This window comes from Ruegeria sp. D3 (assembly GCF_056534465.1).
Window position 1 is genome coordinate 194008 of the sequence record NZ_JBQFPK010000008.1, and the last position, 14703, is coordinate 208710.

General features: G+C 60.4%; 13 protein-coding genes. 10 read left to right on the forward strand and 3 right to left on the reverse strand.

The window, feature by feature from the left end:
- Positions 1-3 precede the first annotated feature (3 nt).
- Genes nirB through ACR0DX_RS13590 form a run of 3 tightly spaced genes read left to right on the forward strand, consistent with a single transcriptional unit; the run spans position 4 to position 5386 of the window.
- Positions 4-2436, forward strand: coding sequence for a nitrite reductase large subunit NirB (gene nirB / locus ACR0DX_RS13580; protein ID WP_480846420.1), 2433 nt, complete (start codon positions 4-6; stop codon positions 2434-2436).
- Positions 2433-2765, forward strand: coding sequence for a nitrite reductase small subunit NirD (gene nirD, locus ACR0DX_RS13585; protein WP_170355473.1), 333 nt, complete (start codon positions 2433-2435; stop codon positions 2763-2765). Before nirB ends, nirD begins: the two co-directional genes overlap by 4 nt.
- Positions 2762-5386, forward strand: coding sequence for a molybdopterin-dependent oxidoreductase (locus ACR0DX_RS13590; RefSeq protein WP_480846422.1), 2625 nt, complete (start codon positions 2762-2764; stop codon positions 5384-5386). The genes nirD and ACR0DX_RS13590 overlap by 4 nt, the downstream gene beginning before the upstream one ends.
- A gap of 2 nt (positions 5387-5388) precedes the next feature.
- Here ACR0DX_RS13590 and ACR0DX_RS13595 read toward each other — a convergent pair whose 3' ends face one another.
- Both ACR0DX_RS13595 and ACR0DX_RS13600 read right to left on the reverse strand, forming a co-directional pair.
- On the reverse strand, positions 5389-6480 hold the full coding sequence (locus ACR0DX_RS13595; protein ID WP_170355474.1) for a Gfo/Idh/MocA family protein: 1092 nt from the start codon (positions 6478-6480) through the stop codon (positions 5389-5391).
- A gap of 12 nt (positions 6481-6492) precedes the next feature.
- Complete coding sequence (locus tag ACR0DX_RS13600) at positions 6493-7203, reverse strand: GntR family transcriptional regulator (protein ID WP_170355475.1); 711 nt, start codon at positions 7201-7203, stop codon at positions 6493-6495.
- A gap of 108 nt (positions 7204-7311) precedes the next feature.
- On the opposite strand from ACR0DX_RS13600, the gene ACR0DX_RS13605 reads away from it, so the two are divergent.
- Genes ACR0DX_RS13605 through ACR0DX_RS13630 form a run of 6 tightly spaced genes read left to right on the forward strand, consistent with a single transcriptional unit; the run spans position 7312 to position 12889 of the window.
- Complete coding sequence (locus tag ACR0DX_RS13605; protein WP_170355476.1) at positions 7312-8466, forward strand: LLM class flavin-dependent oxidoreductase; 1155 nt, start codon at positions 7312-7314, stop codon at positions 8464-8466.
- On the forward strand, positions 8466-9356 hold the full coding sequence (locus ACR0DX_RS13610; RefSeq protein WP_170355477.1) for an aldo/keto reductase: 891 nt from the start codon (positions 8466-8468) through the stop codon (positions 9354-9356). The genes ACR0DX_RS13605 and ACR0DX_RS13610 overlap by 1 nt, the downstream gene beginning before the upstream one ends.
- Positions 9356-9871 carry a flavin reductase family protein gene (locus ACR0DX_RS13615; protein WP_170355478.1) on the forward strand — a complete coding sequence of 172 codons (516 nt, stop codon included), beginning with the start codon at positions 9356-9358 and terminating at the stop codon, positions 9869-9871. Before ACR0DX_RS13610 ends, ACR0DX_RS13615 begins: the two co-directional genes overlap by 1 nt.
- Positions 9872-9924: 53 nt before the next feature.
- The gene (locus ACR0DX_RS13620) at positions 9925-10512 is read left to right on the forward strand and encodes a TRAP transporter small permease (protein ID WP_170355479.1); all 588 of its coding nucleotides are present in this window, start codon (positions 9925-9927) and stop codon (positions 10510-10512) included.
- Positions 10513-11802, forward strand: a complete 1290-nt coding sequence (locus tag ACR0DX_RS13625) for a TRAP transporter large permease (RefSeq protein ID WP_170355480.1) — start codon at positions 10513-10515, stop codon at positions 11800-11802. It abuts the gene before it with no gap.
- A gap of 25 nt (positions 11803-11827) precedes the next feature.
- Entirely contained in the window at positions 11828-12889 is a 1062-nt protein-coding gene (locus ACR0DX_RS13630; RefSeq protein WP_170355481.1) for a TRAP transporter substrate-binding protein, read from the forward strand.
- Between the two features lie 30 nt (positions 12890-12919).
- On the opposite strand, the gene ACR0DX_RS13635 is transcribed toward ACR0DX_RS13630, so the two are convergent.
- The gene (locus ACR0DX_RS13635) at positions 12920-13390 is read right to left on the reverse strand and encodes a tetratricopeptide repeat protein (RefSeq protein ID WP_170355482.1); all 471 of its coding nucleotides are present in this window, start codon (positions 13388-13390) and stop codon (positions 12920-12922) included.
- Between the two features lie 84 nt (positions 13391-13474).
- On the opposite strand from ACR0DX_RS13635, the gene ACR0DX_RS13640 reads away from it, so the two are divergent.
- Complete coding sequence (locus tag ACR0DX_RS13640) at positions 13475-14674, forward strand: cytochrome-c peroxidase (protein ID WP_480846428.1); 1200 nt, start codon at positions 13475-13477, stop codon at positions 14672-14674.
- The last annotated feature ends 29 nt before the right edge of the window (positions 14675-14703 follow it).

A 14703-nucleotide genomic window follows, 5' to 3' on the forward strand; every position in this document is an offset into this window, starting at 1 on the left:
GATATGAAACAGAAATTGGTTGTCATCGGAGCCGGCATGGCCTCGGGCCGGGTGCTGGAGCACCTGACCGACGCTGCCCCCGATGCGTTCGACATCACCCTGTTCAACGCCGAACCGCGCGGGAATTACAACCGCATCATGCTCAGCCCGGTTCTGGCAGGTGATCAGACTTACGAAGAGATCGTGACCCATGACGACGCCTGGTATTCCGAACGTGGGATCACATGTCGGTTTGGCGAGAAAGTGGTCAAAATCGACCGCGAGTTGAAAGTGGTCGAAGGCGAGAACGGTCATGTTCCCTACGACAAACTGATCTTCGGCACCGGTTCGAACCCCTTCATGATCCCGATGCCGGGACATGATCTGGACGGCGTCATCGCCTATCGCGATCTGGAAGACACAGAACAGATGATGGGCATGGGCGCGGGCAACAAGGTCGTCGTGATCGGTGGCGGCTTGCTGGGGCTTGAGGCCGCCGCAGGCATGGCCGCGCGCGGGGCTGATGTGACCGTCGTGCATATCATGGGCCACTTGATGGAACGTCAGTTGGACCCTGCCGCAGGGTACCTGCTGAAGAAATCTCTAGAAGAAAAAGGCATCACCGTTCTGCTGAATGCCAAATCGACCGAAATCGCGGGCAAGGATGGCAAGGCCCGGGCGCTGCTGTTGGAGGACGGCACGGAATTGCCCTGCGACCTGTTGGTGATGGCTGTGGGCATCCGCCCCAACACCGGGCTGGCGCAGGAAACGGGCCTTGCCGTGGGTCGGGGTATTCATGTCGATGACCAAATGATCACCTCGGACGCCGATATCTATGCCGTCGGTGAATGTGTCGAACATCAGGGCGAGGTCTTTGGCCTTGTCGCGCCGCTCTACGATCAGGCCAAGGTGCTGGCGCAGACCCTGTTGGGTGAGGACGCGGCGTTCAAACAGCGCTCGTTGTCGACCAAACTGAAAGTCACCGGCTGTGATCTGTTCAGTGCAGGCGACTTTGCCGAGGGCGAGACCCGCGAGGACATCGTGTTCCGCGATCCAGCGCGCGGCGTCTATAAACGGCTGATTCTCGAAGGCGATAAGCTGGTCGGTGCGGTTATGTATGGCGACACCGGCGACAGCAACTGGTTCTTTGGCCTGATCCGCGATGGCGAGGACGTGTCCGAGATGCGTGAGACGCTGATCTTCGGCCCGGCCTATCAGGGGGGCGGCTCTGCGGACCCTCTCTCAGCCGTTGCAGCATTGCCGCCTGAGGCGGAAATCTGTGGCTGCAACGGCGTTTGCAAATCCGACATCACCACCGCTATCGAAGGCGGCGCAACCGATCTGGGCGCCATCCGCGCGACCACCAAGGCCAGCGCCTCCTGCGGAACATGCACCGGACTGGTCGAGCAACTGCTGCAGGTCACACTGGGCGATGACTTCCAGATGCCCACTGCACAGCCGATCTGCGGCTGCTGCGACCTGACCCACGAAGACGTCCGTCGCCTGATCAAATCACAAGAGCTGAAAAGCCAGGAGGCCGTCTGGCAGGAACTGGGCTGGAAAACGCTCAACGGCTGTCATGTCTGCCGACCTGCGGTGAACTACTACCTGCTGGCCGATTGGCCGGTGGAGTATCAGGACGACCCGCAAAGCCGCTTCGTCAACGAACGCAAACACGCCAACATCCAGAAAGACGGCACGTTCAGCGTTGTGCCGCGCATGTGGGGCGGCATCACCAACCCGGCGGAACTGCGCGCCATTGCCGACGCGGCCGAGAAATACGATGTGCCCACGGTCAAAGTCACCGGCGGGCAGCGCATCGATCTGTTGGGCGTGAAAGGGGCGGACCTGCCCTATATCTGGTCCGATCTGAACAAGGCCGGGCTGGTCTCGGGCCACGCGTATTCCAAGGGTCTACGCACGGTGAAAACTTGTGTCGGCACCGATCATTGCCGTTTTGGGACGCAGGACAGCACGGGCCTCGGCGTGAAGCTTGAGAAAATCCTGTGGGGTTCATGGACGCCGCACAAGCTGAAGCTGGCGGTCTCGGGCTGCCCGCGCAACTGCGCCGAGGCAACTTGCAAGGATATCGGTGTGGTCTGCGTGGACTCGGGCTTCCAGATCAGCATCGGCGGCGCGGCTGGCATGGATGTCAGGGAAACCGAACTGCTGGTGCAAGTCCCCACCGAAGACGAGGCGATTGAGGTCGTCATGGCCGTCACCCAAGCCTATCGCGAGGGTGGTAAGTATCTGGACCGTTTGTATAAATGGATGGCGAAGGTGGGCCTCGACTGGATCAAGGAGACCGTGGTGGATAACCTCGAAAACCGCCGCGCGCTGGTTGAACGGTTTGAACTCAGCCAGTCCATCTACCGCAAAGACCCATGGGCCGAGCAGGCCAAAGAGGCCCCGCGCTTTGCGCCCATGGCCGATCTGACATTGGAGGCCGCAGAATGAGCTGGATCGACATCGGACATATCGACGACATCCCCCTGCGCGGCGCGCGCGTGGTGAAAACGCCCGTGGGCTGCATCGCCCTGTTCCGCACTGCCAAAGATGAGGTCTTTGCGGCCTCGGACACCTGCCCCCACAAGGGCGGGCCGCTCTCCGAAGGCATCGTGCATGGCCAATCCGTCACCTGCCCGCTGCACAATTGGGTGTTCGACCTGAACTCGGGTCAGGCACAAGGCGCGGACGAAGGCCAGATCGCTACCTACCCGGTGCAGTTGGACGGCGATCGCATCCTGCTGGACAGCACCTCGCTGGGGCAAAGGAGCGCCGCGTGATAGACCTGAGTGCCTGCACCACACGCTCAACCTGCCCTTATTGTGGGGTGGGCTGCGGTGTTCTGCTGCAACCGGATGGCGCAGGTGGCCTGACCGTCACCGGCGACCCAGATCACCCGGCCAATCAGGGGCGGCTGTGTTCCAAAGGCTCGGCTTTGGCAGAAACAGTGGGTCTATCGCAACGGCTGCTAGCGCCCGTGGTTGCGGGCGAAGAGACTGGCTGGGACGACGCGCTGCAACTGGTCGCCGACCGGTTCCGCGACACGATCGCCGAACACGGGCCGGATTCAGTGGCCTTTTATGTCTCGGGTCAGTTGCTGACCGAGGACTACTATGTCGCCAACAAGCTGATGAAAGGCTTCATCGGCTCGGCCAATATCGACACGAATTCGCGGCTGTGCATGGCCTCGACCGTTGCGGGCCACAAACGCGCTTTTGGCACTGACACCGTGCCCGGCACCTATGAGGATCTGGACGAGGCCGATCTGGTCGTGCTGGTCGGGTCCAACCTGGCGTGGTGCCACCCGGTTCTGTATCAACGCCTGATGGCGGCGAAGCAGGCGCGCGGGACCAAGATCATCGTGATCGACCCGCGCCGGACGGCATCGTGTGACAGTGCCGATCTGCACCTGCCGCTGGCAGCAGGCAGCGATGTGGCGCTGTTCAACCATCTGCTGACGCAGATCGACGCAACCGGGCTAGTGGATACGGATTTCCTGCCCCACACCACCGGCATTCAAGCGGCGCTGGACAGTGCGCTGGCCGATGATGTCTCGGTCACCGGTCTCGACACCGACGACATCGCGCAGTTCTGTCAGATGTGGTTGAGCACTAAAAAGGTTGTGACGATCTTCAGTCAGGGCGTGAACCAATCCAGCGCGGGCAGTGACAAGGTTAACGCGATCCTGAACTGCCATCTGGCCACGGGGCGGATCGGCAAGCCCGGCTGCGGGCCTCTGTCGGTCACCGGTCAGCCCAACGCGATGGGTGGGCGCGAGGTCGGCGGTCTGGCCAATATGCTCGCCTGTCATCTGGATATCGAAAACGCCGATCACCGCGCCGCCGTGCGCGATTTCTGGTCGGCCCCGACCATGCCCGAGGCCCCGGGCCTCAAGGCCGTGGACCTGTTCCGCGCCGTGGGCGACGGGCGCGTCAAGGCGCTGTGGGTGATCCACACGAACCCCGTGGTTTCAATGCCCGAGGCCGACGCGGTGCGCGATGCCATCGCGGCCTGCCCGTTCACCGTGGTCTCGGATATCACCGCCCGCACCGATACGGCGCGGCTGGCCGACGTGCTGCTGCCTGCGGCCGCGTGGGCCGAAAAAGACGGCACAGTCACCAATTCCGACCGCACGATCAGCCGACAACGTTCGGTCCTGCCCGCACCGGGACAAGCGCGCGCGGATTGGGACATTCTGGCCGAGGTCGGACGACGGATGGGATGGGCCTCAGCCTTCGATTATCAAACGCCCGGAGAGATTTTTCGTGAGTATGCAACCCTGTCCGGCATTGCCGCCAAGTTCGGGCGCGATTTCGATATCTCGGGCCTCAGCGACTTGGATGCTGTGGGTTATGACGCTCTGCAACCGACGCGCTGGCCTGTCACCGCCACACGGCAGGGCGGGCGGTTCTTTGCGGATGGGCAATTCTATCACCCCGACGGCAAGGCGCGGCTTTTACCAGTTACATGGCGCGCGCCTGCAGCCAAAACAGAACCGCGCTATCCGTTCTGGCTGAACACCGGTCGGCTGCGCGACCAATGGCACACGATGACCCGCACCGGTCTGTCGGCGCGGCTGTCGGCCCACCTGCCCGAGCCGTTTCTGGACATTCACCCCGGTGATGCGCGCGCCACGGGGATAAACTCCGCCGATCTGGTGCGGGTCGCAAGCCCGCATGGAACATCCGTCCTGCGGGCCCGGATTACCAGCGATGTCACACAAGGACAGGTCTTTGCGCCTATACACTGGACCGGAGAAACCGCCCCTTCAGCCCGGATCGACGCCGTGGTCGCGGCGGCGACCGACCCTGTATCCGGGCAGCCTGAAAGCAAAGCCTCCGTGGTGAACGTCACCCGCTTTGACGCCAAATGGTACGGGTTTGCGGTGTCACATCGCGAAATGAAACCGGTTTGCGAGTATTGGGCGCAGACCCCCACAAAACTCGGCTATCGCGCTGAACTGGCCGGGATGGGCACAATAAATGACTGGCAAACCACCGCGCGTGATCTTTTCGGATTGCCCGAGGCGCAGACAACCATAGTTGAGGACCCGGCGCGCGGCATGGCGCGGCTGGCGTTTCACGAACACGGACAACTGGTCGCTGCACTGTTCATTTCGCCCGAGCCCGTGGCGGTGATGCGCGACTATCTTGCGACTCTGCCACAGGTGCCCGACCTGCTGTCAGGCCGCGCGCCGGCCGACCGGCCCGATCCCGGTCCGGTCCTGTGTTCCTGTTTCGACGTAGGCGTGAACACCATCCTGACCGCTATTGAGACCAAAGGGCTGATGACCGTCGAAGCCATTGGCGAGGCGTTGCAGGCCGGAACGAATTGCGGCTCATGCCGCCCGGAACTGGCGACACTGTTGGCGTCAGCACATCAGAAAGAGGCCGCTCAGTAGTTCTAGAACCAAACCGCCTCTCCGGTCTCCAGCGCCTGTTGCGCGGCCAGACCCATGCGCACAGCCCACATCCCGTCCTGCAGGGTCACCTCGGGAGCGGGTTTGTCGCCCCGCAGGACGGCTAGGAATCCTTGATGCTGATAGAAAGTAGACCCGTTATGGTCACCCGCGGCCAATAGCGTTGGATCAACGGGGATGTCCTTGGCGACCGGTCCCTTGGGCGCACGTGGGCTAACGATCAGTTGCGGCACCGGCGCATCACCAAGATGCTCGGGCCAGAAACGGCCGGGTCCGGGCACCTGCGCTTCAATCTTGGCGTCTGGTCCGACGGCCGAGATCTCCTCCTGATACCGCGCGCCTTCGGCGAACATACACAGCTCCAGCATTGCTCGCGCGCCCGAGGCGAAATCGACCATTACATAGCCATGGTCCAGAATGTCGGGTGTTTCTCCGTCATACGCCTCGTCCAAATGATTGACAGCCTGCCCTCCGCTGGCCGTCACGCGCACCGGGTCCGATTGCAGGATCAGGCGCATGAGGTCGAAGAAATGGCAGCATTTTTCGACAAAGGTTCCGCCTGTATTGCGGTTGAAGCGATTCCAGTTGCCGACCTTTTCCAGAAAGGGAAAGCGGTGCTCCTTGATGGTCAGCATTTTAACGCCGCCGGTCACCTGCGCCCCCTCAATCAAGGCTGCGATGGGCGGCATATAGCGATACTCCATCGCCACCCAGATCGGATGAGGGTAGTCGCGCTGGATGGAGTCAAGCCGCGCCGCATCTGCAGGGTCGGTGAACAGAGGTTTCTCGACCAGCAAAGGCAAAGGTCGCACCCGCGCGATCTGCTCGATCTGATCCACGTGCAGATGGTTGGGGCTGGCAATCACGATGCAATCCAGATCATCCACGGCCAGCAGATCTTCGACCGAACCCACCATCTGCGCATCCGGTACAATCGTCTGCGCTGCCTTGGCCATCGCGGCGTCGGGTTCGAAAATCGCCGAGACGCGCGTACCTTCTAGCAACGCGATGTTATGCAGGTGTTCCTGCCCCATCATGCCGCAACCGATCAGCCCGTAATGGATGGTCCGGGTCATGCGTTTTTCCTTTTATTTCAGACGTTGGACATAGGTGGCCCGATCCGGGTCGAACCACGTTTTTGAAAACTCGACTGGTTCTGGCCCCTCGGACCAGCTGAACCGCTCAATATAACCGGCCGTTTCGCCAGCGGGTTTGGTGAAGGTCGCAGGCGTCCACGCAGGCAGCGCACGGACCGAAACCCGATCCTCAGCCCGCGTGATCCAGAATCCAAGCTGATGCTGGTAATAGCGATAAAGCGAATCCGACAGCAGCGCCTGATCGACCTTTCCGGCGGAATCATCCAGCCAGATTTCCTCGACCGCGATGATTGTGTCATTCAAATAGCGCATCCGGCGCACTCGCGACCCCTTGGGCGATGTACCGAATTCCGGCAGATCTGAGGGCTTTTCCAGATGATCCACCGACAGGATATCCGCGCGCGGAAGACCCCCGCCCTGGGGCAGTTCCAGCCTGAACATCGCATAAACGCTGTTCTGCGTCCCGGTCTCGCGGATGTAATTGCCCGAGCCCTGGATACGCTCCAACATCCCTTTTTTCTCAAGCTCCGCCAGCGATTTTCGCAGCGTCCCGACCGAGACATTGAGGTTGGCCGCCATGTCCCGTTCGGGCGGCAAACGCTCACCATCGATCAATCGGCCCGCGGCGATGTCGCGGATCAGAAGCTCGGCGATCTGCACATAGATCGGCAGCGCGTTGGGGTTGCGGCTGTTGGCAGTCATTTTCGAGGTGCTTCACCGAGTCGCGGAAAAAATTGATACACTATTGATCTACATCAAAGTGATTGCTACGCAAGAGGAAAGTCAAAAGATGCACGGAGAACGAATCAAATGACCATCGTCCCCATCACATCCCCCGATCTGGATGCGGCCGAGGTTTCGTGGTTCGCCGCGCTGTGCTCAGACGATTATCAGTTTCTGGGTGTCCCAGATGGTGACTTGCGGTCGAGTTGGGAGCATTGTTCCGGCATCGTCCGCGAGGCCGAGGCGCAAGGGTTCCGCAACATACTGTGCCCGTCTTCCTATCAGGTCGGTCAGGACACGCTGAGTTTCGTGGCTGGCTGCGCGCCGATCACCGACAAGATCAATTTGCTGGCCGCCGTGCGCTGTGGCGAGATGCAGCCGATCATGCTGGCGCGTACAATTGCAACGCTGGATCACATGCTGCAAGGGCGGCTGACGGTGAACATCATCTCGTCTGATTTCCCCGGCGAAAAGGCCGACAGCGCGTTCCGCTATCAGCGGTCCCGCGAGGTGGTCGAGATCCTCAAGCAAGCTTGGACTCAGGATGAGATCAACCATGCGGGTGAGGTCTATAACTTCTCTGGCCTGACCACTGACCCGGCCAAGCCCTATCAGACTGGGGGTCCGCTACTGTATTTCGGAGGCTACTCCCCTTCTGCGCTCGATCTTTGCGGCGAGCATTGCGATGTCTACCTGATGTGGCCGGAAACCAAGGATCAACTGGCCGAGCGGATGAAGGCCGTTCACGCGGTGGCTGAAAACTACAACCGCACGCTGGATTACGGTCTGCGCGTTCACATGATCGTCCGCGATACCGAGGCCGAAGCGCAGGAATATGCGGACTACATCGTTTCGAAGCTGGATGACGAATATGGCCGTGCGATCCGGGAGCGGGCGCTGGATTCGACCTCTCTGGGCGTGGCGCATCAGGCCAAAAACCGTGATCTGGCGGATGAGTATGGCTATGTCGAGCCGGGCCTTTGGACAGGTGTGGGCCGCGCGCGTTCGGGCTGCGGCGCGGCTTTGGTCGGATCGACCGACCAGGTGATGTCCAAAATCGAGGAATATCAGAAGATGGGTATCCGCGCTTTCATCTTCTCGGGCTATCCGCACATGGATGAGGCCAAGCATTTCGGGGCCCGCGTTCTGCCCAATCTGAAAACCTGCTCGCTGCCTGAAGAATACGGGCGCTTGCCTGCAAAGACCCCGGCCACCCCGCTGGGCAATGGAGTTCGTCGCTGATGCACCGTGTGAAACTATCCGACACGCTGGAACTGAGCCGCATTGTATATGGTATGTGGCGCATCGGGGATGACGATGACACCTCGGCCGCGCATGTCGAGGCCAAGATACAAGCCTGTCTGGATCAGGGTATCACCAGTTTCGATCAGGCGGATATCTACGGCGACTACACGGCCGAAGGCATTCTGGGTGCCGCCCTGCGCGCCAGTCCGACCCTGCGGTCAAAGATGGAGATCGTCACCAAATGCGATATCGTCGCGCCCTGCGGACGGTATTCGGACGCGACGGTCAAGTACTACGACACCTCGCGCGCGCATATCCTGAAATCGGTCGATACTTCTTTGACCGAGATGGCCATCGACCATATTGACCTGTTGCTGATCCACCGTCCTGATCCGTTCATGAACCACCATGAAACCGGCGCCGCACTGGATGAGGTGGTCGCCAGCGGCAAAGTGCGCGCTGTCGGCGTGTCGAACTTCCGTCCCTGGGACTGGAACCTGCTGCAATCGGCGATGAAGACGCCGCTGGTCACCAACCAGATCGAGCTGTCTCTGGGTCAGATAAGCCCTTTCACCAATGGCGATCTTGCCTTTCATCAGCAGCACGGCCAGAACGTTATGGCGTGGTCTCCGCTGGGGGGTGGGTTGCTGATGGCCGGAAACCCTCCGGTCGGCATAGTTGCAGATGAGATAGCTGCCGAATTCGGCGTGGATCGCGCGGCAGTCGCCATCGCTTTCCTATTGGCGCACCCAGCAGGAATTCTTCCGGTTATGGGCACGAACAATCTGGACCGGATCAAAAGCATCTCGGACGCATTGAAAGTAAATCTGGATCGCGAAAGCTGGTTCCGCCTGTACGAGGCGGCGCTGGGGCATGAGGTACCATGATGAACGCAATCTCAAAGGACATCACTCACACATTCGTCCCGCATAAAGATGACACCCGCACCTTGCGGGACGCTTTTGGCAAGTTTGCGACCGGCGTGACCATCGTCACCTGTGACAGCGACGATGGCCCGGTCTGCATCACCGCCAACAGCTTTTCATCGCTGTCGCTGGACCCCCCGTTGGTGATGTGGGCAGGCGACCGCAATTCGCGCCGGTTCCCCTATTTCCACAAAGCGCGCCATTTCAGCGTGCACGTGCTATCGTCGGAACAGGCCGATCTGTGTTTTGGCTGCTCGAAAGACGCATTCGCCCTGCGGGATATCGACCACGACCGCTGCGGGAACGGAACACCTCTACTGCCGGATTGTCTGGCGCGGTTTGAGTGCGAACAGCACGCCTATCACGATGCAGGCGATCACGTGATCGTGGTGGGCAAAGTCCTGAAAGTCAGCATGGCGGACGGAGACGCGCTGACCTTTTACGCCGGGAAACTCGGCCAATTCGCGCAGCACTAGGCGTGATTTGACGACCGCGGTACAAACCTGCGGCTGAACAAGGGAGGATCCGCATGGGCGGACTGGCAACGGCGCTTGCGCCGATTGCATTCGTGAACGAAACCGTGCTGCGTTTGGGCCGCGCGGTCGGTGTCGTTGCGATTGCATTGATGGTGATCGCAATCCTGATTCAGGTGTTCTTCCGATACGTTTTAGGCAACGCCCTACCCTGGCCAGATGAGGCCGCGCGCTTCTGCATGTTGTGGATGACCGGACTGATGGCCCCCACCGCGTTCCGGCGTGGCGGGTTTGTGGCGATTGATATGCTGCCCATGATGCTGCCGCGCGTGCTGGGGCAGGTGTTGATGCTGTTTCTGCTTTTCGTCTCGCTGGCAGTGTTGGCCGTCGCCGTGAATATCGGCTGGTCCGAGGTCACGGGTTTTGGCGGCCGCTTCGCCACGGCGGCGCTCTATATTCCGACCTCGCTGGGGTTTGACGAGTGGTACCGCGTCCCGCGCAGCTGGATGATGGCATCGTTGCTGGTGGGGGTCATCCTTCTGCTGGTCGTCAATATCGAGCTTATCCTGCGGTCGATCGTCAAGATGATGGGCGGCGGGGACTTGCTGCCCGAAATCGCAGATGCACCGGTGGGGGCTGAATAGATGCTGATCTGGTTCCTGCCCACCTTCCTGATTTTCCTGATGATCGGCCTGCCGGTCTTTTTCGCGCTTTTGGCCGCGCCCGGCATTCTGCTGTGGCTGAACGGTCAGACCGCCGACATCACTCTGCTGTACCGGAACGTCTACAACGGTATGGACAGCTTCCCGTTGATGGCCATTCCCTTCTTCATGCTGGCCGGAGAGCTGATGAACCGTGGCGGCATCACCATTCGTCTGGTCGAGTTCTCGCAGGCCCTGATGGGGCACCTGCGCGGCGGTCTGGCCCACGTGAATGTCCTGAGTTCGATCCTGTTTGCAGGACTATCGGGCTCGGCGGTCGCAGATACCTCGGCACTGGGGTCTATGCTGATCCCGGCGATGGAAAAACAGGGCTATACCCGCCGCTTCGCCGCTGCGATCACAGCGGCCAGCTCGGTGATCGGGCCAATCATTCCGCCCTCGGGCATCATGATCATCTATGCCTATGTGATGGGTGAAAGCGTGGCCGCCCTGTTCCTTGCGGGTATTGTGCCGGGTGTGATGGTGGGCGTTGGCCTGATGCTGATGATCAAAGTGATGGCCGACAAATACGACTTCCCCGTCGCCAGCCGCAAATACACATGGGGCGAGCGTCGTCAGGCCAGTCTCAAGGCGTTCTTCCCGCTGCTGACCCCCGTTATCATTCTGGGCGGGATCCTCGGCGGCATCTTTACTCCGACCGAGGCTGCTGCGGTTGCTGTGGGGTACGCCTTCATCATCGGCTTCTTCGTCCTGCGCACACTGACCCTGAAAGAAGTGCCCGAGATCCTCAGCAACGCGGGCCTGACCTCGGCCGTGGTTTTGCTGCTGGTGGGCGCGGCGATGGCATTCAAGACCGTTGTCAGCCTTAGCCATGCGCCTGAACAATTGGCGGCACTGATCCTTGGCCTGTCAGAAAACCCGCTGATCTTGCTATTCCTGATCAACCTGTTGCTGTTTGTCGTGGGCATGTTTCTGGACGCAGGCCCGGCAATCATCATTCTTGGTCCCATCCTTGGCCCGATCTTTACCAGCCTCGGCGTGGACCCGATCCACTTTGCTATTATCATGAGCGTTAACCTGACCGTCGGTCTGGCCACTCCGCCTATGGGGTTGGTGCTGTTCGTGGCCGCCGCCGTATCGCGCGAAAAGGTCGAAACCATTGCCAAGGCGATCCTGCCGTTTCTGGCTGTCGAAATCATAGTGATCTTCCTGATCACCTATGTCCCCGCACTATCCATGACGATCCCGAGTATAACGGGATTTGCAAACTGAACTGAGTATCACAGGGAGGAAACGAATGCTCAGAGACTTCATCAAAACCGCTGCGGTGGCCACCTCGCTGGTGGCCGCATCCGCACTTGCCGCCACCGCCGCAGATTATACCCTGCGCGCGACAGCCAACTCGAACGAAAACGACGAAGACTATGATGGTTTGATCGTCTTCAAGAACTATGTCGAGGCCGCCTCGAACGGCGCCATCGAGGTCGAATTGTTCATCGGCACGCAGCTGTGCTCGAACGGGGCCGAGTGCCTGCAAGGCGTGGCTGACGGTACGATCGACATCTATATTTCGACCTCGGGCGGCGCGTCGGGCATCTTCCCCTACGTGCAGGTTCTGGACCTGCCCTATCTGATGGCCGATGACCGCGTGGCCGAGCATGTCTTGTCCGGCGATTTCACCCGCAAGGTCCGCGACATGGCGCTTGAGGATTCTGGCGGCGCGATCCGTCTGATGACCATTGGCAACACCGGCGGCTGGCGCAACTTTGCCAACACCCAGCGTCGCATCGCCGAACCTGCGGATATGGAAGGTCTGAAAATCCGCACCGTGGTCGCTGACCTGCCGCAAGAGCTGGTCAAGGCACTGGGTGCATCGCCCACCCCGATCCCGTGGCCTGAACTGTTCACCAGCTTCCAGACCGGTGTGGTTGAAGGGTCCAAGAACGGGATCACCGACATCATGGGGATGAAATTCCCCGATGCCGGTCTGCAATACGTCACGCTGGACGGCCACGCCTATATGGGCGCGCTGTGGTGGATGAATAACGCCAAGTTCCAGGAGATGCCCGAGGACATGCGCCGCGTGGTGGTCGATGGGTTCTATGCTCTGCAGCAGGCCACCTTTGCCTCGCCCAAGCGCAAGTCGATCCAAGCCTATGAAGATTTCGTCGCCGGTGGCGGGGATCTCTATGTGCCGACACCCGACCAGAAAGCTGCGTTCAAAGAGGCCGCAACGCCGGTTTATGACTGGTTCCAGTCCAACGTGGCCCGCGGGGATGAGGTGTTCAACGCCCTGACCGAAGCGGTTGCTGCAGCCGAGGCAGATATCAACGCCTCTCGCGATGCGGATCTGAACTAAGCGAAAGGGGCCGGGCGCTGAGTCCGGCCCTTACCGAAACGGGTACATCCACCCTTTGTAATCATTCACCAGCACATGCGCCCTTTCAATCTGCTCCGGCGACATTTTCTTGACCACTTCCTCAAGGCTGATCGCCGCATCGGGATCACCGCCAATGGCACTGAGCGTGTACCACATATACGCCCGCACCAGATCGGGCGCAGGCATGCCCAGACCCAGCTCATAGTACCAGCCGACACCCGACTGCGCCCCCGGATGCCCCTTCATCGAGGCACGCAGATACCAGTCAAATGCCCGCTCGTAATCCTGCTCGACCCCCAGCCCAAGGCCGTACATGACGCCGATGAGTTCTTCGGCCTCGGCATTGCCAGAGCGCGCGGCTGGCAGCAGTTCCTCACGCGCGGCCTCAAATTCGCCCGCTTCCATCATGTCGCGCGCTTGTTCCAATTCGGCCAGCGCCGGGGTCGCAAAAAGGCAAAGGGCAAATACAAGCTGGCGCACGGGGTTTTCTTCCTTTTCGTCGGAGCGGCTGCGGCTCAGGACTTGCCGCGCCCGCTGACAGATGATGACTTTATCCTATTTGATATGGAACAGGCTGCCATCGGTCATCAACTGTTTTACGACCCCATTCTGTCGGGCAATCAGAACATTTCCTGTGCCCACTGCCATCATCCTGATTTCGGCACCTCGGACGGGTTATCGCTGGGTATTGGTGAAGGCGGGCAAGGCTTGGGGCCAGATCGGACACCGGGCGTAGGAGCCGATAAGATTCGCAAACGCATCCCTCGTAATTCACCGGGACTGTGGAATCTTGGCGCGAAAGAGATTCACACCGTATTCCACGATGGCCGCCTGAGTATCTCGGATGTCTACGGCAACGGGTTTAACTCTCCGGCACAGGAATGGTTGCCTGAGGGGCTGAACTCGCTGCTCGCCGCACAGGCGCTGTTCCCGCTGACCTCACAATTCGAAATGGCCGGCAATGTCGGCGAAAATCAGGTGACCGGAGCGGTTGCCGACCGAATTGATCTGGGCTGGCCGATCCTTGCCAAGCGCGTGCGCACCGATCCGCGCTATGGCCCGGCCATGGTCGCTGCTTTTGATGAGGTCAACACGACCGAGGATATCACAATCACCCAGATCGCCAACGCCTTGGCCGCGTTCATGGCGGTTGAATGGCGCAGCACCGACAGCGCGTTTGATCAATACCTCGCGGGTGACTCCTCGGCGCTGACGGCAGAGCAGAAAGATGGGCTGGATCTTTTCTATGGCGAAGCGCAGTGTTCCATCTGCCATTCCGGGCCGCTGATGTCAGATCAGGAATTTCACGCCTTGGCCTTGCCCCCTTTTGGGCCGGGCCGCACGCGGCAATGGGACCCCTATGTGCGCGACGTTGGCCGCATGGGGGAAAGCGACCGGCTGGAGGACGCCTATCGCTTTCGCACGCCGATGTTGCGCAACGTGGCCTTGACGGCGCCCTATGGTCATAACGGAGCTTTCTCCGACCTCGAGGGTATGATCCTCCATCACCTGAACCCCGAAAACAGCCTGTCGAAATGGAATCGTGATATGGCTGACCTGCCGAACGTTCCTTGGTTGCACAAAGCCGATTTCGTCGTCTGGGACGACCGGTTGGAAATGGCGCGTGTGCGCGGCAAGGTAGACATCACGCCATTGGAATTGTCCGAAGCTGAAATCGCAAGTCTCGTGGCATTCCTCAACGCACTGACGGGATCCAGCGTGGACTCTCCACCATTCGGGGTGCCTAAAGGCTTCGTTCCCTAAGAAAAACCCCCGCCAAGGCGGGGGTTTTC

Bases quoted from the DNA above. Each gene is read 5' to 3' on its own strand.
- nirB (WP_480846420.1), top strand. From the start codon at position 4: ATGAAACAGAAATTGGTTGTCATCGGAGCCGGCATGGCCTCGGGCCGG.
- nirD (WP_170355473.1), top strand. From the start codon at position 2,433: ATGAGCTGGATCGACATCGGACATATCGACGACATCCCCCTGCGCGGC.
- ACR0DX_RS13595 (WP_170355474.1), bottom strand. From the start codon at position 6,480: ATGACCCGGACCATCCATTACGGGCTGATCGGTTGCGGCATGATGGGG.
- ACR0DX_RS13600 (WP_170355475.1), bottom strand. From the start codon at position 7,203: ATGACTGCCAACAGCCGCAACCCCAACGCGCTGCCGATCTATGTGCAG.
- ACR0DX_RS13605 (WP_170355476.1), top strand. From the start codon at position 7,312: ATGACCATCGTCCCCATCACATCCCCCGATCTGGATGCGGCCGAGGTT.
- ACR0DX_RS13610 (WP_170355477.1), top strand. From the start codon at position 8,466: ATGCACCGTGTGAAACTATCCGACACGCTGGAACTGAGCCGCATTGTA.
- ACR0DX_RS13615 (WP_170355478.1), top strand. From the start codon at position 9,356: ATGAACGCAATCTCAAAGGACATCACTCACACATTCGTCCCGCATAAA.
- ACR0DX_RS13620 (WP_170355479.1), top strand. From the start codon at position 9,925: ATGGGCGGACTGGCAACGGCGCTTGCGCCGATTGCATTCGTGAACGAA.
- ACR0DX_RS13625 (WP_170355480.1), top strand. From the start codon at position 10,513: ATGCTGATCTGGTTCCTGCCCACCTTCCTGATTTTCCTGATGATCGGC.
- ACR0DX_RS13630 (WP_170355481.1), top strand. From the start codon at position 11,828: ATGCTCAGAGACTTCATCAAAACCGCTGCGGTGGCCACCTCGCTGGTG.
- ACR0DX_RS13640 (WP_480846428.1), top strand. From the start codon at position 13,475: ATGGAACAGGCTGCCATCGGTCATCAACTGTTTTACGACCCCATTCTG.